Origin of the sequence: Jatrophihabitans cynanchi, assembly GCF_027247405.1 — a bacterium.
Lineage (GTDB): Bacteria > Actinomycetota > Actinomycetes > Mycobacteriales > Jatrophihabitantaceae > Jatrophihabitans_B > Jatrophihabitans_B cynanchi.
In genome coordinates this window covers 1,100,803-1,120,943 of the sequence record NZ_CP097463.1, presented here as the reverse complement: position 1 = coordinate 1,120,943, position 20,141 = coordinate 1,100,803, and the positions used below count along the sequence as shown (strand labels likewise).

Annotated in this window: 17 protein-coding genes; 10 read left to right on the top strand and 7 right to left on the bottom strand. The window is 71.9% G+C overall.

The features are described 5' to 3' along the window. Positions 1–34: 34 nt before the first annotated feature. From M6B22_RS05470 to hglS, 4 genes are all read left to right on the top strand, one after another. A complete protein-coding gene (locus M6B22_RS05470; protein ID WP_269444766.1) occupies positions 35–523 on the top strand; it encodes a glutathione peroxidase in 489 nt (162 codons plus the stop codon). Between the two features lie 415 nt (positions 524–938). Then, positions 939–1,412, top strand: a complete 474-nt coding sequence (locus M6B22_RS05465; protein WP_407935648.1) for an Lrp/AsnC family transcriptional regulator — start codon at positions 939–941, stop codon at positions 1,410–1,412. A 31-nt stretch (positions 1,413–1,443) separates the two neighbouring features. Further along, positions 1,444–2,775 (top strand): L-lysine 6-transaminase, encoded by a 1,332-nt coding sequence (lat, locus tag M6B22_RS05460; RefSeq protein WP_269444764.1) that lies wholly within the window; start codon positions 1,444–1,446, stop codon positions 2,773–2,775. Positions 2,776–2,777: 2 nt separating this feature from the next. Then, complete coding sequence (gene hglS, locus M6B22_RS05455; RefSeq protein WP_269444763.1) at positions 2,778–4,148, top strand: 2-oxoadipate dioxygenase/decarboxylase; 1,371 nt, start codon at positions 2,778–2,780, stop codon at positions 4,146–4,148. Between the two features lies 1 nt (position 4,149). Here hglS and M6B22_RS05450 read toward each other — a convergent pair whose 3' ends face one another. From M6B22_RS05450 to M6B22_RS05435, 4 genes are all read right to left on the bottom strand, one after another. Continuing rightward, complete coding sequence (locus M6B22_RS05450; RefSeq protein WP_269444762.1) at positions 4,150–4,995, bottom strand: class II fructose-bisphosphate aldolase; 846 nt, start codon at positions 4,993–4,995, stop codon at positions 4,150–4,152. Then, the gene (locus M6B22_RS05445; RefSeq protein WP_331459785.1) at positions 4,992–5,876 is read right to left on the bottom strand and encodes a 1-phosphofructokinase family hexose kinase; all 885 of its coding nucleotides are present in this window, start codon (positions 5,874–5,876) and stop codon (positions 4,992–4,994) included. The genes M6B22_RS05450 and M6B22_RS05445 overlap by 4 nt, the downstream gene beginning before the upstream one ends. 32 nt (positions 5,877–5,908) lie before the next feature. Beyond that, positions 5,909–6,838 carry an SIS domain-containing protein gene (locus M6B22_RS05440; RefSeq protein WP_269444760.1) on the bottom strand — a complete coding sequence of 310 codons (930 nt, stop codon included), beginning with the start codon at positions 6,836–6,838 and terminating at the stop codon, positions 5,909–5,911. 218 nt (positions 6,839–7,056) lie between these two features. Next, on the bottom strand, positions 7,057–7,845 hold the full coding sequence (locus M6B22_RS05435) for a DeoR/GlpR family DNA-binding transcription regulator (RefSeq protein WP_269444759.1): 789 nt from the start codon (positions 7,843–7,845) through the stop codon (positions 7,057–7,059). A gap of 211 nt (positions 7,846–8,056) precedes the next feature. Here M6B22_RS05435 and M6B22_RS05430 point away from each other — a divergent pair, with 211 nt between their 5' ends. Both M6B22_RS05430 and M6B22_RS05425 read left to right on the top strand, forming a co-directional pair. Continuing rightward, the gene (locus M6B22_RS05430; RefSeq protein ID WP_269444758.1) at positions 8,057–9,235 is read left to right on the top strand and encodes a PucR family transcriptional regulator; all 1,179 of its coding nucleotides are present in this window, start codon (positions 8,057–8,059) and stop codon (positions 9,233–9,235) included. A gap of 85 nt (positions 9,236–9,320) precedes the next feature. After that, positions 9,321–10,343: a TerC family protein gene (locus M6B22_RS05425; protein ID WP_269444757.1), complete on the top strand. Its 1,023-nt coding sequence runs from the start codon at positions 9,321–9,323 to the stop codon at positions 10,341–10,343. Here M6B22_RS05425 and M6B22_RS05420 read toward each other — a convergent pair. Continuing rightward, positions 10,259–12,307: a transketolase C-terminal domain-containing protein gene (locus tag M6B22_RS05420; RefSeq protein ID WP_407935647.1), complete on the bottom strand. Its 2,049-nt coding sequence runs from the start codon at positions 12,305–12,307 to the stop codon at positions 10,259–10,261. The two genes, M6B22_RS05425 and M6B22_RS05420, sit on opposite strands and share 85 nt — an antisense overlap. Before the next feature lie 295 nt (positions 12,308–12,602). On the opposite strand from M6B22_RS05420, the gene M6B22_RS05415 reads away from it, so the two are divergent. Then, on the top strand, positions 12,603–13,040 hold the full coding sequence (locus M6B22_RS05415; protein ID WP_269444755.1) for a MarR family winged helix-turn-helix transcriptional regulator: 438 nt from the start codon (positions 12,603–12,605) through the stop codon (positions 13,038–13,040). After that, entirely contained in the window at positions 13,037–14,305 is a 1,269-nt protein-coding gene (locus M6B22_RS05410; protein WP_269444754.1) for an MFS transporter, read from the top strand. Before M6B22_RS05415 ends, M6B22_RS05410 begins: the two co-directional genes overlap by 4 nt. Positions 14,306–14,317: 12 nt before the next feature. Here the strand turns inward: M6B22_RS05410 and M6B22_RS05405 are convergent, their stop codons facing one another. After that, a complete protein-coding gene (locus tag M6B22_RS05405) occupies positions 14,318–15,181 on the bottom strand; it encodes a helix-turn-helix transcriptional regulator (protein ID WP_269444753.1) in 864 nt (287 codons plus the stop codon). 102 nt (positions 15,182–15,283) lie between these two features. Between M6B22_RS05405 and M6B22_RS05400 the strand changes: the two genes are divergently transcribed. Both M6B22_RS05400 and M6B22_RS05395 read left to right on the top strand, forming a co-directional pair. Further along, positions 15,284–16,729, top strand: coding sequence for an MFS transporter (locus M6B22_RS05400; RefSeq protein ID WP_269444752.1), 1,446 nt, complete (start codon positions 15,284–15,286; stop codon positions 16,727–16,729). A gap of 91 nt (positions 16,730–16,820) precedes the next feature. Then, a complete protein-coding gene (locus M6B22_RS05395; RefSeq protein WP_269444751.1) occupies positions 16,821–19,310 on the top strand; it encodes a serine/threonine-protein kinase in 2,490 nt (829 codons plus the stop codon). A 43-nt stretch (positions 19,311–19,353) separates the two neighbouring features. On the opposite strand, the gene M6B22_RS05390 is transcribed toward M6B22_RS05395, so the two are convergent. Then, positions 19,354–19,926, bottom strand: coding sequence for an HNH endonuclease signature motif containing protein (locus tag M6B22_RS05390; protein ID WP_269444750.1), 573 nt, complete (start codon positions 19,924–19,926; stop codon positions 19,354–19,356). Positions 19,927–20,141: the final 215 nt, after the last annotated feature.

Genomic DNA, 20,141 nt, shown 5'->3' with positions numbered 1-20,141 from the left:
TGCGAATTACGGCCTCATCGGTAGGCTCGTGCGCATGAGCGATCTGCTGGATCTACCGGTCACCACCTTGCAGGGCAAGGCCACCACGTTCGGGGACCTGACGGGCGGGCGCGCCGCACTGGTCGTCAATGTGGCGAGCAAATGCGGGCTGACACCGCAGTACAGCAAGCTGGAGGCACTGCACGCCGAGCTCGCCGGTCGCGGCTTCACCGTGCTGGGCTTCCCGTGCAACCAGTTCGGCGGTCAGGAGCCGGGCACGCCCGAGGAGATCGAGCAGTTCTGCTCGGCGACCTACGGGGTCACGTTCCCGATGACGGCCAAGATCGACGTCAACGGCGCCGACCGCGACCCGGTGTACGCCGCGCTGACCGCGGTGCCGGACGCCGACGGCGAGGCCGGCGACATCCAGTGGAACTTCGAGAAGTTCCTGGTCGCGCCGGACGGCCGCGTGGTGGGCCGGTTCCGGCCGCGCACCGAGCCGGACGCCCCCGAGGTGCGCGCCGCGATCGAGTCCGTCCTCTAGCTTCCGCGCTCCCGGCGTCCGCGCTCCCGGCGTCCGCTCTCTCGGCTTCCGCGCTCCCGGCGTCCGCGCTCCCGGCGTCCGCGCTCCCGGCGTCCGCGCTCCAACTCAGCGCCGCGCCCGCTTCCCCCACCGTCTGACGATCGCTGCCCGCCTTCCCCCATCAGGTTACGAAAACGGGCGCCCGGATCTCGTCACTCGGTGGGGGGAGCGGGGCAGGTTTGGTCTGAGCGTGGGGGAAGCGGTCCGGGACGGGTCGGGGAAGCTGCCGCGACGGCGTGGGGGGAGCGGGGCAGGTTTGGTCTGAGCGTGGGGGAAGCGGCCCCGGGACGGCGACGGGCGACGGGCGACGGGAGCGATCCGGGGACGGGCGGCGGAAGCGATCCGGCGCGCAGGCGGGCGCTAGCCTGCTTGCGTGCTGGAGGACCCGATCGACCGGCTGATCGCTGCGGCGCTGGTGCGCGACGGGCGCAGCACGTTGAAGAACCTGGCCGCGGCAACCGGCCTGTCGGTCTCGGCGGTCCAGGCGCGGGTGCGCCGGCTCGAGACGGACGGCACGATCGCCGGGTACACCGCGCGCGTCGACCCGGAGGCCCTGGGGTTGCCGCTGGCGGCGTTCATCGCGATCAGTCCGCTAGATCCCGAGCACGACTACGACATCCCCGAGCGACTCACCGGGCTCAGCGCGATCGAGGCGTGCCATTCGGTGGCCGGCGAGGACAGCTTCGTCCTTTACGTGCGGGTCGCGACGCCGGGTGCGCTCGAAGGCCTGATCCGCGAGATCCGCCGCCGCGCGAACGTGTCCACCAGGACCACGGTGGTGCTGCAGACATTCTTCGAGGCTCGTCCACATCCGATCGCTGACGGTAAAAGTTCCGGCGGAAGCGGCTAGATCGCAGGAACTATTCCGGTAGACTCGCGGCATGACGACGTCGACTCCGGCCGCGCTGCGCGCCCTCAGCCCCGCCCAGGTCCACGAGACCATTGCCGCCCACATGCTCGTCGACGGCTTCGAGCTGGTGCTCGACCTGGACAAGTCGCACGGCGCCGAACTGGTCGACGCGCGCGACGGCAGCCGCTACCTCGACCTGTTCACCTTCTTCGCCTCGTCCGCGTTGGGCATGAACCACCCCGCGCTCGCCGACGACAGCGAGTTCCTCGCCGAGCTCGGCCGGGTCGCCGTCAACAAGCCGTCCAACTCCGACATCTACACCGTGCCGATGGCGCGCTTCGTGGACACCTTCGCGCGCGTGCTGGGCGACCCGGCGCTGCCGCACCTGTTCTTCATCGACGGCGGCGCGCTCGCGGTCGAGAACGCCCTCAAGATCGCGTTCGACTGGAAGTCGCGGTGGAACGAGGCGCACGGCATCGACGCCGACCTGGGCACCAAGGTGCTGCACCTGCAGAAGGCGTTCCACGGCCGCACCGGCTACACGATGAGCCTGACCAACACCGACCCGAACAAGGTCGCGCGCTTCCCCAAGTTCGACTGGCCGCGCATCCCGTCGCCGTCGATCAACGGCAACGCCGACGTCGCGGCCTCCGAGCGGGAGACCCTCGCCGCAGCGCGCGCCGCGTTCGAGCAGCACCCGCACGACATCGCCTGCTTCATCGCCGAGCCGATCCAGGGCGAGGGCGGCGACAACCACTTCCGCCCGCAGTTCCTGCAGGCGATGCAGGCGCTGTGCCGCGAGTTCGACGCGCTGTTCATCATGGACGAGGTGCAGACCGGCGTCGGCATGACCGGCACCGCATGGGCCTACCAGCAGCTGGGCGTGCAGCCGGACGTCGTCGCCTTCGGCAAGAAGGCGCAGGTCTGCGGCGTGATGGCCGGCGGCCGCGTCGACGAGGTTGCGGACAACGTGTTCGCGGTGTCCTCGCGGATCAACTCCACCTGGGGTGGCAACCTCACCGACATGGTCCGCGCCCGCCGCATCCTGGAGGTCATCGAAGCTGACGGCCTGATCGCCCGCGCCGCCGAACTCGGCAGCTACCTGCTCGACGGCTTGACGGCGCTCGCCGCGAGGCATCCGATCGTCACCGAGGTGCGCGGACGCGGGCTGATGTGCGCCTTCACGCTGCCCACGGCCGAACTGCGCAACGAGGTGATCCGCCGGCTGCGCGAGGACGAGCACGTGCTGGTGCTCGGCTGCGGCGAGGCGGCACTGCGCTTCCGCCCGGCGCTGACGATCTCGACGGACGAGCTGGACCAGGGGCTGGCGGCACTCGACCGCGTGCTCGGCGCGCTCGCCTGATCATGCGCAACTGGGCGACCTGGGAGCTGCGCTCGGCGTTCGCGGCGCGGATGGCCGAGCTGTACGGACGTGAGGTGCCCGCGTACACCACGTTGGTCGAGGTGGCGTCGGCGGTCAACGCCGAGGTCGCCGCGCGTGAGGGCGCCGCAGCGCAGCGACTGGGCTCGCTGCACCGGGTCACCGCCGAGCGGCACGGCGCGATCCGGGTCGGCACGCCCACCGAGCTGGCACAGGTCGCGCGCGTCTTCGCGGCATTCGGCATGTATCCGGTCGGCTTCTACGACCTGCGCGAGGCGGCCCGGGCGGCCGTCCCCGTGATCAGCACCGCGTTCCGCCCGGTGAGTGCCGACGAGCTGGCGCGCAACCCGTTCCGCATGTTCACCTCGATGTTGGTGACCGACGATCGGCGGTTCTTCCCGGCCGACCTGCAGCGCCGCCTGGATGCGTTCCTGGCCCGGCGGGTGCTGTTCAGCCCTGAGCTGATCACCCTTGCCGACAAGGCGATCGCCGACGGCGGGCTCGCCGGGGAGGACGCGGAGGCGTTCCTCAAGCTGGCTACCGCGGCGTTCGAACTCTCGCCCGAGCCGGTCGACCGCGCCTGGTACGCCGAACTCGAGGCGGTGTCCGCGGTCGCGGCGGACATCGGCGGCGTGACGTCCACCCACATCAACCACCTGACGCCGCGAGTGCTGGACATCGACGAGCTGTACCGGCGGATGGAGGGGCGTGGCGTCACGATGATCGACACCATCCAAGGCCCACCGCGCTGGGACGGGCCGGACGTGCTGCTGCGCCAGACGTCCTTCCGTGCGCTTGCCGAGGAACGGCTGTTCCGCGGCGTGGACGGGACGATCGCACCCGGATCGCTCCGGGTCCGCTTCGGCGAGGTAGAGGCGCGCGGCATCGCGCTCACCGAGGCCGGGCGTGACCGGTACGACGCCATGCTCGCCGAGGTCGACCGGCGGCTCGCGACTGACGGCGGCACGCGTGCCGAGGTGGCCGCCTCGGTGTGGCGCGAGCGACTGCCGGCCACCGAACTCGGTCTGCTGCGCGAAGGCCTCGGCTTTTTCACGTTCGCGGCGACCGGGGCACCGGCGCCGGGTGCCGACCTGGCCGACCTGGCCGACCTGGTCGAGTCCGGCTCGCTCACCGCGACGCCGATCGTCTACGAGGACTTCCTGCCGCGTTCGGCGGCCGGCATCTTCCAGTCGAACCTCACCGACGACGGCAGCCGTGACGATGCGCTCGCCGCGGCTCGCCGGGACGCCGGCTGGCTCTCGGACGTGATCGGGCGCCAGGTGGCTGACCCGATCGCGCTGTACGCCGCGCAGCAGCAGGCGTCGCTGGACGCGGCCACCGCGGGCGCGCGCTGAATCAGCCGAGCACGTTCAGGATGTGCCGGACGGCGCCGGCGATCGCATCACGCGCCGGCGCCAGGAACTTGCGTGGATCCACCAGCGCCGGGTCGGCGTCGAGGCTCCGCCGGATGGCCGCCGTCATCGCCTGGCCGAGCGCGGTCCCGACGTTGACCTTCGCGATGCCCGCGCGAACCGCGGCACGCAGCGCCTCGTCCGGAACGCCGGACGAGCCGTGCAGCACCAGCGGGACGTCGAGCCGCTCACGCAGCCGGGCGATCAGTTCGACGTCCAGCGTGGCGGTCTGCGCGGTCATCGCGTGCGAGCTGCCCACCGCGACGGCGAGCGCATCGACGCCGGTGGCGCGGACGTAGCCGACGGCCTCGTCCGGATCGGTGCGCACGCCGGGGGAGTGCGCACTGCGTGGCGCATCCGGTTTGCCGCCGACATAACCCAGTTCGGCCTCGAGCCAGAGCCCGGCAGCGTGCGCCCGCTCGGCCGCTGCCTTGGTGCGCCGGACGTTCTCGCCGTACGCGAGTGCGCCCGCATCGAACATCAGCGAGCTGAAGCCGCACGATTCGGCTTGTCCGGCAAGCGCATCGTCGGTGACGTGGTCCAGGTGCAGGGCCACCGGCGTGCTCGACTCGCGCGCCAACACCCCGCATGCCGCGGCGATCGGCCCGGCTGCGCCGCGGTGGAAGCGGACCGCGTTCTCGCTGAGCTGCAAGATCACCGCAACGTCGGCGTCCTCGGCCGCCTGCACGATCGCCTCGGCGTGCTCGAGCGTCACCACGTTGAACGCCCCGGCCGCGGCGCCGCGTTCGGCAGCCGCGCGAACCAGGTCGCCGGTGCGGGCGACGGTCATGGCTGTCCCTGCAGCGCGCGCACGGTGACTGCCGCGCGCTGCCGGGCGTACTCGGCCGGGTCGAGCCGTCCGGCGAACGGGTGCAGCACGGCGGCAGCCGACAGCGCGACCGACTCGGCGAGCAGTTCGGGCACGGCGTGCCCCGCCGCGAGGCCGCGCGCGAGGCCGGCCACCAGCGCGTCCCCCGCCCCGGTCGGGTTGCCGGTCAGGGCCGCGCCCGGCCGCGCGTGACACGCGCCGTCCGGCCCGGCCAGCACGGCACCGTCGGCGCCGAGCGAGGCGACCACGACCGTCCCTGCGTACCGGGTGGCCAGAGTGCGGGCAGCGAGCACCGGATCGGGTTGTTCCGGCGCGACCTGGGCGAGCTCGGCGGCGTTCGGCTTGACCAGTGTCGCGCCCGCGTCCAGCGCCTGCAGCAGCGCCGGTCCGCTCGTGTCCACGATGATCGGCCGGCCGGCTGCGCGCGCCAGCGCGATCACAGTGGCGAGCGCGTCCGGTGGCGCGCCCTCGGGCATCGACCCGCTGACCACCACGACCTCTGCCGCGGGGATCAGCGCCTCGGCACGGGCGAGCAGTGCCGGCCAGTCGCGTGTTACAGCCGGTTCGAGCAGGACGGACGCCTGGCCGCCGGAGTCGACGACTGCGATCGTGGTGCGGGTCGGTGCCGGGTCCGGGACCAGGTCCGCCGGGACGCCCGTGGCGCGCAGCAGTTCGGCGAACTCCGCGCCTGCCGGCCCGCCTACCGGGGCGAGCACGTGGCCGTCCGCCCCGACGGCATGCAGAACGCACGCCACGTTCACCGCCTTGCCGCCCGCGCGCCGCGTCAGCGAGCGCACCCGGGTGGATTCCCCGACGTGCAGCGCGTCGACGTGGTACGTCACGTCTATCGCCGGGCTCGGGCACAGGCACAGGATCACGGTGCTGAGCTCACCTGGGAGATCACCTCGGGCAGCACGACCGACCGGGCTAGGTGCCGTGGCCGGTCGGGATCCAGGCCCTGTTCCTCGGCCCGCCGTACGGCGAGCAGTTGCGCGCGGATCAGGTCGGCTACCGGGTCGAGACGGTCGTCGACGAACGCGGCGCCGGTCGCGGCGACGTCGGCGGCCAGTCCGGTCACCGGCTCACCGAACACCCAGACCGTGCGACCGGGCTGGGCGACGGAGATCGGGCCGTGGCGGTACTCCATCTGCGGGTAGGACTCGGTCCACAGCTGGGCGGCCTCGCGCATCTTCAGGCCGGCCTCGCGCGCGATGCCGTACGCCCAGCCCTGGCCGAGGAAGGTGAACTGCGAGCCGGCGCCGATCGCCGATGGCACCGCGTGGTCCCCGGCCAGCACCGCGGCGGCCTGGCCGAGCACGGCCTCCAGCGGTTCGCCGAGCGAGCCGCGCAGCAGCATCAGCGCGGTGGTGGCGAACACGGTCTGCACGACCGACCGCTCGTCGGCGAAGTCCAGGACGATCCGCTGGTCCGCGGCTCGACCGATCGGTGCGTCGGGCACCGCGGTCAGCGCCAGCACCGGAACCTGCGTCGCGTCGATCGCGCGCAGCACCTCGGTGGTGGTGCCGGAGCGGGAGATCGCCACCACCCGGTCGTAGCCACGCCCGGCGGGGAATTGACTAGCGGCGAAGCTGTCGGTCTCGCCCGCCCCGCACTGTTCGCGCAGGTGCGCGTACGACTCGGCCATGAACCACGACGTCCCGCACCCGATCACCGCGACCCGCTCGCCGCGCTGGGGCAGCACGGCGCCTACCGTGCCGAGTTGATCGAGCGCGCGGGCCCAGACGCGGGGCTGGCTCTGGATCTCGCGGGCGACGTGGGTGCGCGCGGGGCGATCGTCAGTCATGGTTCCTTCCGGCAGCGCCGTGCGGCACGAGGTCGGGGTTGGCGTCACCGACCACGAGCGCTCGGGCCGTCGTTGCAGGCATGCCGGTCATCCTGCCAGCGCACTGCGCGATCTGTCCAGAATCAAGCAGGTATCGTGATCGGTCTTGCTCGATTCAAGGTCCAGGTGCCAGCCTGCCCCCCAGGCGACCCACGCCTGGCGACCGGGACCGAGTCCGGCTACGGAACCTCCGGCTGCGGGATCTGGACCACGTGCACGCGCGGGCCGAGCCGCTCCAGCTCGGCGACGGCCTTCGGGTCGGCGTGCTCGTCGGTGACGATGTCCGATGCCGCCGAGATGTCGCAGATCTTGGCGAACCCGCGCCTGCCCAGCTTGCTCGAGTCGGCGACGACGATGACGCGCCCGGCAGCACGCACCAGCGCGCGGTTGGTATGGGCCTCGACCTCGTGGTGCGTGGTGAACCCGGCCGCGGCGCTCAGCCCGTCCACGCCGATGATCGCGAGGTCCAGGTTCAGGTTCGACAGCACGAGTTCGGCCAGCGGGCCGACCAGCTCGTAGGACTCCGGCCGCGCGCTGCCCCCGCACACCACCAACTCTATGTTCGAGCGGACCGCGAGCTCGGAGGCGATGTTGAGCGCGTTGGTCACCACGCGCAGACGCGGTCGCGTCGCGAGGGCGCGCGCCACCTCGGTGTTCGTCGTACCGCCGTTCAGCCCGACGGACGTGACGTCAGCGGGCAGCAAGGACGCGGTGCATCGCGCGATCGCGCGTTTGGCCTCGTTGTGCTGCCCGCCCCGGTACCGCATCGGCAGCTCGTAGAGCACGCCCCCGGACGCGACGGCCCCGCCGTGGGTACGGGTGAGCAGCTTCTGCTGCTCGAGCAGGTGCAGGTCACGGCGTACCGACGCCTCGGAGACGGCGAGTTGCCCGGCCAGCTCGCCCACACCGACCGAGCCGTGCTGGTTGAGCTGCTCCAGGATCAGGCCGAGGCGATCCTCTTGACGCATGGCTGCACGATACGCGCAACGTCGCGTTCGCTTCGAGCAAACGGCGCGCCGCTCGAGTGAACCCCGAACCGGGCAAGAACGCCGCTGATCTGGCTGATCGGAATCCAGCTTCGGCTGAGTGCCGGACGGTACGGTGTGGCTGTGACTCGTATCAGCACCGCGGCCGTGATCACCCGGCAGCGCAACGCCGGCGACGCCGACACCTGACCCGATGATCCTTCCGGACGCGACCGGGCAGCGGATCGCGTCCGACGCCTCGGCGGAGGCGGGCGGCCTCGATCCCGCGCTGCTCGGCGAGTTCGTGCCCGACCTGGCTCGCGCGGTCACCGACGGCTCCGGGCACCGCGGCATGCTGCAGCGCTGCCGTGCGCGAGGACGGGACGCGGCGCGTCAGGGAGTCGCCCTCCGTGCCCTGGTCGAGGTGTATCTCGCCGCGGCGCGCCGGCTGTGGCGGCAGTTGCCGGCCGTGGCCGAGGAGGCCGACGCGCCCGCGATCGCCGCGGCCGGCGAGCTGATGCTGCAGGCGATCGACGAAGCGATGGCTGCGCTCGCCGCCGGGTACCAGCAGGCGCGCCAGTCCCTGGTGCGTGAACAGGCGTCGGCGCGCCGCGAGTTCGTCGACGACCTGCTGTCCGGGCGTGCCGACGTGGGTGCGCTGGTGCAGCGTGCCGCCGGCTTCGGGCTGGACCTTGCCGGCTCGCACGCCGTGGTCGTCGTGCGGGCCGAGCGCGAGATCACCGACGCCGCCCCGATCGTGCCGCTGGTCGAGCGTGCCGTTGCGGCCGGGCCGGGCGACGCGTTCGTCGCGACCAAGGAGGGCAGGCTGATCGCGGTGTTCGCCGCGCCGGATGACGACGCGACCCGAGCCGCCGCAGCCCGGATCGCCGGCGTGCTGCAGCCGACCGGCGATCGCGTCGACCTGCGCCGGCGGACGGACATCGGCGCGTGGCGCCTCGGCGTGGGGCGCGCCCGGCCGGGTGCGGCCGGCGTGCTCACGTCGTACGACGAGGCGCGCGACGCGCTGGACCTGTCCGGGCGGGCCGGCCTGGACGAGCCGATCGTGCACGCGCAGGACCTGCTCGCCTACCAGGTGCTGCTGCGCGATCGCGCCGCTATCGCCGACCTGATCACCAGCCTGCTCGGCCCGCTGACCCAGGCACGCGGCGGTGCGCAGCCGCTGCTCGACACGCTCGCCGCCTACTTCGCCGCGGGAAGCAACACCGCGCAGGCCTCGCGTGAGCTGCACCTGTCGGTGCGCGCGGTGACCTACCGGCTGGACCGGGTCCGGGCGCTCACCGGCGCGAACCCGGCGTCGCCGCGGGATGCGTTCGCGCTGCACGCCGCGGTGCTCGGCGCCCGGCTGCTCGGCTGGCCCGCACAGCCGCTCTGATTGCCTGCTTCCGGCAAACAGGAGCGGAAAGCACGGCCGAAAGTCGACTCAAGCTGGCGCGATTGTGGCAGGAAGACTGAGCGGCATGACCACCGTCCCCCTCTGGGCCTGGCTCGCGCTCGGCGCGGTCATCGCCGTCATGCTGCTCATCGACCTGTTCGCCCACCGCCGCACCCACGTGATCGGCTTCCGCGAGGCGGCCACCTGGAGCGCCGTCTGGGTCGGCGTGTCGCTGATCTTCGCGCTCGTCGTCGGCTTCACGCTCGGCGCCGGCCCTGCGGTCGACTTCACCACGGCATGGCTGCTGGAGAAGAGCCTGTCCGTCGACAACCTGTTCGTCTTCGCGCTGATCTTCGGCTACTTCCAGGTGCCGCGGCAGTACCAGCACCGGGTGCTGTTCTTCGGCGTGCTGGGCGCGCTGGTGTTCCGCGGCGTCTTCCTGGCAGCCGGAGTTGCCGTGGTCAGTCGCTTCGCCGCCGTGCTGTTCGTCTTCGGTGCGATCCTGGTGTGGAGCGCGATCAAGCTGCTGCGCGACGAGGACGACACGGTCGATCCCGGCAAGAGCCTGGCGGTACGCCTGCTGCGCAAGGTGGTCCCGGTGTCGGAGGAGTACCACGGCGCCCGGTTCGTGGTGCGCGAGGCGGGCCGCCGCGTCGCCACGCCGCTGCTCGCCGTGGTGGTGGCGATCGAGGCCGCCGACCTGGTGTTCGCGGTCGACAGCGTCCCGGCGGTGCTCGCGGTGAGCGACAACGCGTTCATCGTCTACTCCAGCAACGCCTTCGCGATCCTCGGCCTGCGCGCCCTCTACTTCCTGCTGAGCGGTCTGCTGGAGCGCTTCGAGCACCTGGGCAAGGCGCTGGCGTTCATCCTGGCGTTCATCGGGGTGAAGCTGTTCCTGCAGGCGGCGCACAAGACGATCAGCGAGTCGGTGCCGGAGATCCCGTCCCTGCTCAGCCTTGGCGTGATCGTGTCGGCGCTGACCATCGCGGTGGTCGCCGGGCTCCGTCAGCCCACCGAGCTCCCTCAGCCCATCAAGGAGAGTGCCGCGGACTCGATGTCCGACTCGGACAGCAGCACCAAGGTGGCGGCGTCGCCCAGCGGGACGTAGCTGTCGGTGCTCGCCACGCGGGCGATCCGGCCGGCGAAACCGTGCTCGACGAGAGCGGTGATCACGCCCTCGCCGACACCGCCCGCGTGGCGCGTCTCGTCCGCGACCAGCACCCGGCCGGTCGCGGACGCTTCGCGCAGCAGGTCCTCGACCGGCAGCGGGCTGATCCAGCGCAGGTCCAGCACCCGGGCGAAGATGCCTTGTGCGGCAAGGCGTTCGGCAACGCGCAGCGACATGCGCACCCCGTTGCCGAACGTCGCGATCGTCAGGTCCGCACCGGCGCCGTGCACGCGGGCCGAACCGATCGCCGCCTGCGTGTCGAGCGAGTAGTCGGCCAGCCAGCCACGGTCGCCGGCCGAGTGCAGGTCGCGCTCGTGGTACAGCGCGATCGGCTCCAGGAACACGCTCACCTGGCCGTGCAGGCTCGCCGCGGCCAGACACGACCGCAGCATCGGTGCGGCGTCCTCGGGTCGCGACGGCACCGCGACCACGAGCCCGGGTACGTCGCGCAGCACCGCCACCGCGTCGTCGTTGTGGAAGTGTCCGCCGAAGCCCTTCTGGTAGCCCAGCCCGGCGATACGCACCACCATCGGGTTCGTGTAGCTGCCGGCGGAGAAGAAGCGCAGGCTGGCGGCCTCGCCGCGCAGCTGGTCCTCGGCGTTGTGCAGGTAGGCCAGGTACTGGATCTCGGGGATGGGCAGCAGACCGGTGACGCCGAGGCCTAGCCCGAGCCCGAGGATCGCCTGCTCGTCCAGCAGCGTGTCGAACGCGCGTGGGGCGCCGAAGCGCTGCTGCAGCCCGCGGGTGAGGCCGTAGACGCCGCCCTTGCGGCCGACGTCCTCGCCGAACACCACGGCCTGGGGCCGGGCGGCCAGCGCGTCGGTGAGGGCGGCGTTGATGTTCTGGGCGAGAGTCATTGGGCCGGCCCGCTCGGGCAGTTTGCCGCCGAACGCGGCCAGCCGTGCCTCGGAATCGGCGCGCCTGCCGGCGTCGGCGGCGATCGCGGCGTCGTCGCGCGGAGCCAGCGGCGCGATGATCGCCGGCGCGGAACGCAGCGTGGGTGCCGGGGCGACCTCATCGGCGAGCTTGGCCACGATGCGCCCGATCTCGTCGTAGCGGGCGGCCGGCTCGGAACCACCGATTCTTGCGGCTAGGGCGAGCAGCGGGTCGCGTTCGCGGTCGGCGGCAAGGGCGGACGGGGCGCGATAGCCCGACTCGACATCGGTCCCCGCGTGCCCGAGATAGCGGACGGTGCGCAGGTGCAGCAGCGCGGGACGCCGGGTGCGCCGCACCGCCTCGACGGTCTCGGCGAGCGTCGCCGTCAGGCCGTCCGGGTCGTCGCCGGACGCGGTCACGTAGCCGATGCCAGGACGGTGCGCGGCCTCGGCCACCCAACCGTGCGGGCTGGGCACCGAGATGCCCAGGCCGTTGTCTTCGCACACGAACAGCAGGGCCAGCGGCAACCCCTGTGCCACGCAGTACCCGGCGGTGTTCAGTGCCCCTACCGCGGTGGAGTGGTTCAGGCTCGCGTCGCCGAAGCTGCACACCGTCACGGCGTCGTGCGGCCACGCCGAGTCGAGGCCGAGCCGCTTCGCGCGCCCTAGGGCGAACGCGACGCCGACCGCGCGCGGCAGGTGCGAGGCGATCGTGGACGTCTGCGGGATCACCGACAGGCTCGCGTCCCCGAACACCTTGTGCCGGCCGCCTGATGCCGGATCGGACGTAGCGGCGACCATGCCGAGCAGCACCGCCCGCAGACCGTCCTCCAGCGAGCGGCCGGCCTGCATCGCGCGCTGCAGGAAGAAGCCGCCGGAGCGGTAGTGCAGCAGCGCCGGGTCGTCCACGCGCAGCGCCTCGGCGACCAGCGCGTTCGACTCGTGCCCGGCGGACCCGATCGTGTAGAAGCCGACGCCGCGCTCGCGCAGCCGGCGGGCCTGCAGGTCCAGCTGCCGGCTGCCGGCCATCGCGTCGAAGAGCCGCAGCAGCCGCGGCTCGGCTGCACCCGGGCTGTCCGGCAGTGCGGCGAGCCGGGGCCGGACGTACTCGTCGAGCTGCTCATGCGGGGCTGCGGCGCCGTTGCCGCCGGGGACGGTCACGTGCCGATCCTGCCCCACCCGTCCCGTCCTCCTCTCGTTGAGTGGCGGGTTTCGCGTTGAGTGGCGGGCTACAGGTCGCCACTCAACCGAGAAGTCGCCACTCAACGGGGACGTGAGGCACGGAACATCGGAGGGTTATATAAGTGAGTTATACACTTGCCGGGTGGACGATCAGCTGCGCGCCGTGGCGGAGGGTATCGAGCATCTGACGATGTGGGTCCGCCGCAGGGCACCCCAGCAGGTCAGCACCAGCACCGTCACCACGTTGGACAGCCTGCTCGCCCGCGGCCCGATGCGCATCTCCGACCTGGCCGAGCGCGAGGCGATTTCGCAGCCGGGCATGACCACCCTGGTGAACCGGCTCGAGGCTGCCGGTTACGCCGAGCGCATCGCCGACCCCACCGACGGGCGAGCCACGCTGGTCCGGATCACCGACCTCGGGCGTGACGTGCTGGCCGAGCGCCACGACGCGCGGGCCCAGGCGCTGCTCGCCGAGGTGAAACGTCTCGATCCCGACGACCGCGCCCTGCTCGTCGCCGCCCTGCCCGCCGTCCGACGACTTGTCAACAACCCGATCCGATCCGAGGTAACCAGTTCATGAGTTCGCACGGCGTTGCCGTCAGCCCGTTCAAGCAGCCCCGCGCGGTGTGGGCCGTCGCGTTCGCCTGCGTGGTGTCCTTCATGGGCATCGGCCTGGTCGACCCGATCCTGGCCTCGCTGCGCGACAAGCTGCACGCGACGCCGGCCCAGGTCGAGTTGCTGTTCACCAGCTACCTCGTGGTCACCGCGGTCGCCATGCTGGTAACCGGATGGGTGTCCAGCCGCATCGGGGCCAAGCGCACCCTGATCACCGGTCTCGCGCTCATCGTCGTGTTCGCCGCGCTCGCCGGTGCCTCGGGCGGCATCGACGGGATCGTGGGCTTCCGCGCCGGCTGGGGGCTGGGCAATGCCCTGTTCATCGCGACCTCCCTCGCGGTGATCGTCGGCTCGGCGTCCGGCGGGTTCGCCGGAGCGATCGTCTTGTACGAGACGGCGCTGGGCATCGGCATCGCGGCCGGCCCGCTGCTGGGCGGAGTGCTGGGCAACGTCAGCTGGCGCGCGCCCTTCTTCGGGGTCTCCGTGCTGATGGGCATCGCGCTGATCGCGACCGTGTTCCTGCTGCCCAAGACGCCGACGCCCGAGCGCAAGGAGAGCATCACCGAACCGATCAAGGCGCTTCGGCACCGCGCGCTCGCGACCACGAGCGTGGTCGGGCTGCTCTACAACTGGGGCTTCTTCACGCTGCTCGGTTACTCGCCGTTCCTGATGGGCATCTCCAGCCCGATCAAGCTGGGCCTGGTGTTCTGCGCCTGGGGCGTGCTGGTGGCGATCTTCGCCGTGTTCGGCGCGCCGTGGCTCAAGGCCCGGTTCGGCACCGCCACGACGCTGTACGGCAACTTCGTGCTGATGGCCGCCGACCTGGCCGTGATCGGCATCTGGCCGGACAACCCCACGACGGTGATCGTCGCGGTGATCGTGGCCGGCATCTTCATCGGCGTGAACAACACCCTGGTGACCACCGCAGTCATGAGCATCGCGCCGGTCGAGCGTCCGGTGGCGTCGGCGACCTACGGCTTCGTCCGCTTCATCGGCGGCGGGCTCGCCCCGTTCGTCGCCGGGAAGCTGGTCGAGCACTTCAATGCGCACGTGCCGTTCGTGCTCGGCGCCGGGACGGTGCTGGTGGCCGCGATCGTGCTTTCCAGCGTGCACCGCGCGCTGGCCGCAGCCGACCGTGGCGAGATCGCGCAGCCGGAACGGACCGAACTCGACCGCGTCGAGCATGCGGAGGAACTGCAGGTGGCCGCCGGCATCGGCGGCGAGAGCTAGCTCGGCTCCGGGTCAGGCGGGCTGCAGCCGGCGCGCCACCCGGGCGCGGAGTTCGCCGATCAGCGCCACGTCGGCGGCCGTCTCGGGGATGTAGACCACCATGCGCAGGTCGACAGTGCGGGCCAGCGGGAAGCCGGTGGCCCGCACCCGCACCGTCCCCAGGCCGAAGCACTGGAACGCTTTGGTGACCGGCATGCCGGGCTCGGCGATCGGGTGCTCGGCCCACAGCCGGGCGAACTCGGAGTTCGCGGCGCACAGCGTGTCGATGAGCTCGACCCACTCCGGTTCGCCGACGTGGTTGGCGTAGTTGGCGCGCAGCGTCGCGATCATCGCGGTGCAGACGTCGAGGTCGGTGACGGGTGCCGGTTGGGGGCCGGCGTACATCTGCCAGAGCGCGTTGCGCCGGATGCCGGTGGCCTCGACGAGGTACGGGAACAGCGCCGCGTAGGCCTCGTTGCAGGCCAGCAGGTCGTACTTGCCGTTGTAGACGCACGCCGGTGACGGGTCGAGCGCGTCGAGCACCGCGAACACTTCCGAAGGCACGTTCTCGTTGGACGGCGGTGACGGGACGCCGGGCACCTCGGCGAGCCGGTACAGGTGCCAGCGTTCGCTGCCGCCGAGGCGCAGCACCCGCGCGATCGCGTCGAGGACCTGCACGCTGGCGTTGATCGGACGGCCCTGCTCGAGCCAGGTGTACCACGTGACGCCCACGCCGGCGAGCTGCGCGACCTCTTCGCGGCGCAGGCCGGGCGTGCGCCGGCGGACGCCCGGTGCGAGGCCCACATCCGCCGGGGTGACCCGGTCGCGGCGCGAGCGGAGGAACGAGGCCAGTTCCTCGCGCCGCGCCTTGCTGTACGTGCCTGCCATCACGCTCATCATTACAGCCTGCGCCACCGACATCGGCCCAAACGGGTGCTGTGGGTACCAGGATCACCGGGCACTCACCACCGGTGTCGCCGCGGCCGGAGCCTGAGTTGCATGACCGCTGTTCTCGATCGTCCCGCCGACTCCTCCGCCCGGGCCCGGCCGGGTCCTCTCCTGGCCGTGCTGCTGCTCGGGCAGTTCATGGCGATCCTCGACGTCGCGATCGTGAACGTCGCCGCGCCGACCCTGCGTTCGGACCTGCACGCGTCCGGTGCGGGGCTGCAACTTTCGATCGCCGGGTACACGATCAGCTATGCCGTCCTGCTCATCACCGGTGCCCGGCTGGGCGACCGGTTCGGCCACGGTCGCGCCTTCCGGGCCGGCCTGATCGCCTTCACGGCCGCGTCGCTGCTGTGCGGGCTGGCGCCCACGACCGGAGCGCTGATCGCGTTCCGGCTGGTGCAGGGCGTCGGTGCGGCGCTGATGATGCCGCAGGTGATGAGCCTGATCCAGCGCAACTTCGCCGGGCCGGCGCGCGCGCGGGCACTGTCGCTGTACTCGGCCGTGATCGCCTGCGGCTCGGTCATCGGCCAGGTGCTCGGCGGCGTGCTGGTCAGCGCCGACCTGTTCGGGACGAGCTGGCGGCCGGTGTTCCTCGTCAACGTCCCGATCGGGATCGTGCTGCTGGTGCTGGCCGGCCGGTTGCTGCCGGCCGACCGGGGCGAGCGTGCCCGGCAGCTCGACCCGGCCGGTGTGCTGACCTTGTCGGTGGCTGTTCTGCTGCTCGTCGTGCCGCTGGTGCTCGGTCACGAGGAGAACTGGCCGGTGTGGGGATGGGTATCGCTCGGTGCCAGCGCGTTCGCGTTCGCCGGGTTCGTCGTGATCGAGCGGCGGCTCGCCGCTCGCGGCGGTGCGCCGCTGGTGTCCGGCCGGGTGCTGCGCGCCCCAGGCCTGGTGGTTGGCGCGGCCGCGCTGTTCGTGGCCATGATCAATTACGGGGGCTACCTGTTCGCGATGGCGCTGCATCTGCAGTCCGGGCTGGGGGAGAGCCCCGCGCACGCCGGGCTGGTGTTCGCGCCGGTCGCGGTGGGCTTCGCTGCCACCGGGTTGACCTGGCGGTTGCTGCCGCCGCGGCTGCACGGGCCGATGATCCCGTTCGGGATGGCGGTGGCGGCGCTCGGCTACCTCGCGCTGGCGCCGGTACTTCGCGGCGGCAGCAGTGGCGGTGCCGAGTTCGAGGTCGTGCTGCTGATCATCGGTCTGGCGCTGGGTCTGGCGTTCAGCCCGATCATCGCGGTGGCCCTGACCCACGTGCCGCTCGCCGACGCCGCGGACGCCAGCGGCGTGCTGGTGACGGTGTTCCAGTTGGGCCAGGTCGTCGGCGTGGCGACGCTCGGCACGACCTACCTGACGCTCGTGCATGCCCCGGGCCCGCGGGCATCCGGCCATGCCATGGCCGTGACGCTGGTGGTCTTGGCGATCTCGGCGGTCGCGGCGGCCGCGTTCGCGGTGGCGCTGGTGCGCCCGCGCCGGACGCAGCCGATGGCCGCCCTCGGCTGATCATGGCCACCCGGTCGCCCGAAGGCATGTTCTGCCCGGATTCGCTTGTTATTCTCGGACGCGAACTGCCTGGGAGGACGAAGGGAAGACCGTGGCGCTGCGGCGCAAGGACAAGGCGACCGGCAACGACATGTTTCCCGGCTTCGTCGAGACCTTCGAGATCGGCGTAGGCAGCCTCGCCACCGTCTACCGGGCCCGGGAGATCGACACCGGACGGCTCGTCGCCCTCAAACTGCTCAATGTGCGCGACGCCTCGGCGCGCGCGATCGAGTCGTTCGAGCGCGAATCGGTCGCGCTGGGGTCGCTGAGCTCGCACCCGAACATCGTCACGCTGTTCCGCACGTTCCGGACGGCGGACGGACGGCCGGTGCTGGTGCTCGAACTGTGCTCGGGCGCGATCGCCGACCGGTTGCACGGCGGGGTCGGGCTGCCGGTGCAGGACGCCGTCTCCATCGGAATCAAGATCGCCGGCGCGCTGGAGACGGCGCACCGCGGCGGGATCTTGCACCGGGACGTCAAGCCGCAGAACATCCTGGTGACCGAGTTCGGCGAGCCCGCACTCGCCGACTTCGGCGTGGCGATGCTGCAGTCCTCGACGCAGACGACCGCGGGCCTGTTCGACTTCACCACACTGCATGCCGCGCCGGAGTTGCTCGAGGGCGGTGGCACGTCCGCGGCGACGGACGTGTACGAGCTGGCATCGTCGCTGTACCAGCTGATCGCGGGGCAGTCGGCGTTCCGGGCGTACGACGGCGAGTCGCCTGCCTCGGTGATCTTGCGGATCCTGCGCGATCCGGTGCGGCCGCTGATGGGCACCGGGGTGCCGATGCAGCTCTCGGACCTGCTGATCCGGGCGATGAGCAAGGACAAGGACCACCGGCCGCCGACCGCGTCGGAGTTCGCCGGCGAGCTGGCCAACGTCGAGGTCAGCCAGGGCTGGCCGCGCACGCAGTTCCTGATCCGCGGGCCGGCGAGCACCGCTTCCGGCTGGGTGCCGGACATCATGCGGATGCCCGACGTGATCGCCCACGACACGGCCCCCGCGGCCAATCGCGCTCCGGGTCCGGCGCCGGTGGCCGCTGCGCCGCCGATGCCGGCGCGGGCTGTGCCGCCTGGGCCTGCTGGGCCGGCCGGTCAACCGGTGCCGGTCGCGCCTCCGGCGGGCTGGCAACCCGCCCCGCAACCCTCGATCCCTGCTGCTGCCACGCCGCCACCGGTCGGGCCGCCACCGGTCGGGCCACCACCGGTCGGGCCACCACCGGTTGCGACGACGCCGTTCGCGGCGACGCCGGTCGCGGCGACGCAGCCAGGGATCGCCGGCCAACAGCCACCCGGGCCGGCGATGCCCCCGGCGCAGACAGGACCGATCCCACCAGCGGGTTTTCCGCCGCCTGGCGAATTCCCGCCGCCGACGGGCTTGCCGATCGGCAGCTTCCCGCCGCCGAGCGGGCCACCGGTCATTCCACTGCCGCCGGCCGCTTTGCCCGCGGACGCGCCGAGCCCGGTGCGGGGCGCGGATCGTCTGCCGATGCCGAACGCTCAGGCTCCCGCTGACTCTGTGTCGCCTCCGGTTGTACAGCCGCCAGAACCGCCACAGCCAGAACCGCCACAGCCAGAACCGGCAGTCGTCGTGCCCGAAGCGGTGGCGCCGGTGTGGTCTGAGCCTGTCGCGCATGAGTCTGCCGCGCTGCAAGCGCATGCCGAGGTTGCGGCTCACCGGCCGGCGCCCGAAGCGCTACCGAAGCAGGTCGCACCCGAACCGGTCGCACCCGAAGCGGTCGCACCCGAACCCGCGGCACCTGAACCCGCCGCAGTGGAGCCGGAGCGTCCCTGGCGGGTACCGATCGACATCGACGACGACACCGCGCTCGGTTTCGAGATGCCGCGCCCGGCCGCGCGTCCCGCCGATCCTGGGCCGGTCGTGGACTGGACGCCGAGCGTGCCCGCGGCGGCCGAACCGGCGCCACAGGTGCAGGCACCAAGCGAGGCGCCGCCGCTCGAGCCCGAGCCGGCATTCGAGCCCGAGCCGATGTTCGAGCCGGTTCAGACGCGGCACGCACCTGCGCTGGCGACGTCGTGGTGGTCGCCTGTGGCACCGCCGGGCGACGATGGCCAGCCCGCCGAGCAGTTCCCGATCCCGCCGAGCGATTCGCGCGCAGCAGCAGGGGGCGCGCCGACAGCGGGTGCGCAGGGTGTGCCGACGTGGGCGGTGCGTTCGCCGAATCCGCAGTTCGTCGCTTCGGCGCCGCAGTTCGTCGGGGACATCTCGATCGATCCCAACTACTTGCGCCCCCGGCTGACCGTCCGGGCCGGCTTGTCGTCGTTGACGGTCGACGAGCAGCACCTCACGATGCGCTCGATGCTGCATCGCGAACGGTTGCCGTGGAGCCAGGTCACGTCGTTCGAACCGCACTTCCCGGACGGGAACACCGGTCCGACCGCCAAGGGGGTCCTCGTGGCGCTGACTCCGGCTGGAGCGATCGAACTCCCAGCTACCCGCAGGCAAGGTGGCGAGTTGCGGCATGTACATGCCCTGCTCGATGCCTATCGCGTACGTGCGCAGCAGTTCGCGAACGGCTGAGCAACCGGGGTATTCCTGATCGGCGGCGGAATGTCGGCCAAGATCAGTAGGGCGGTGGTTGGTCGTTGGGGTCGGGTCCGGTCTGCTTCGGTGGTTCGGGTTGGGGTATGGGTAGTTCGGGTGGTCGGTAGTGGTAGTGGTGTCGGGTTGCCGAGGTCCAGTGGTAGGTGCCGTCGGGGGTGCGGGTGAGGGTCCAGCGGGCGTGGTGTTTGAGGTCGTGGTGCCTTTTGCAGAGGGGTTCGAGGTTGGTCGCGCTGGTGGGGCCGTCGGGCCAGGGTGTGCGGTGATCCAGTTGGCAGGTGTGGGCTCTGCGTCGGCAGCCGGGCATGACGCAGTGTTGGTCGCGGGTGATGACGTGCCGGGTGATGGTGGTGGTGGGTTGGTAGCGGTGGGTGATCAGGCTGCTGTCGATCCCGGGCCGGTTCGGGGTGCCGGGTGCGTGCGGGCAGGTTTGGTCGAGGAGGTGTCCGGTCTGGTCGACGGGCCAGTAGTGGCGCTGGGCGCCGGGTTGGGTGGCGAGGCGCCGGGCGATGTCGGCGGGGACGGGTTCGCCGTTGAGGTAGCCGGGTTGGTTGTCGGTCCCGGCCAGGGTGCTGGCGGCGAGGGTGACGTTCACGCTCGGGCGTAGTCCGTGTTCGGCGGGTAGGCCGGGCAGGGCCAGGGCGGCGCCCTCCCTAATGAGATCAGCGGGGCTTCGATGGGAGGCTCAGCTGTAGCAGCGGCCGGCAGGTCAGCACTCCCCGTCCCGGGCCCCCTTCGGAGGCCTACTGACAGATCGTGCGCCTGCCGGTACGCCGGTGACTGAACTGCTGATGGGATGTCGTGCCCGCT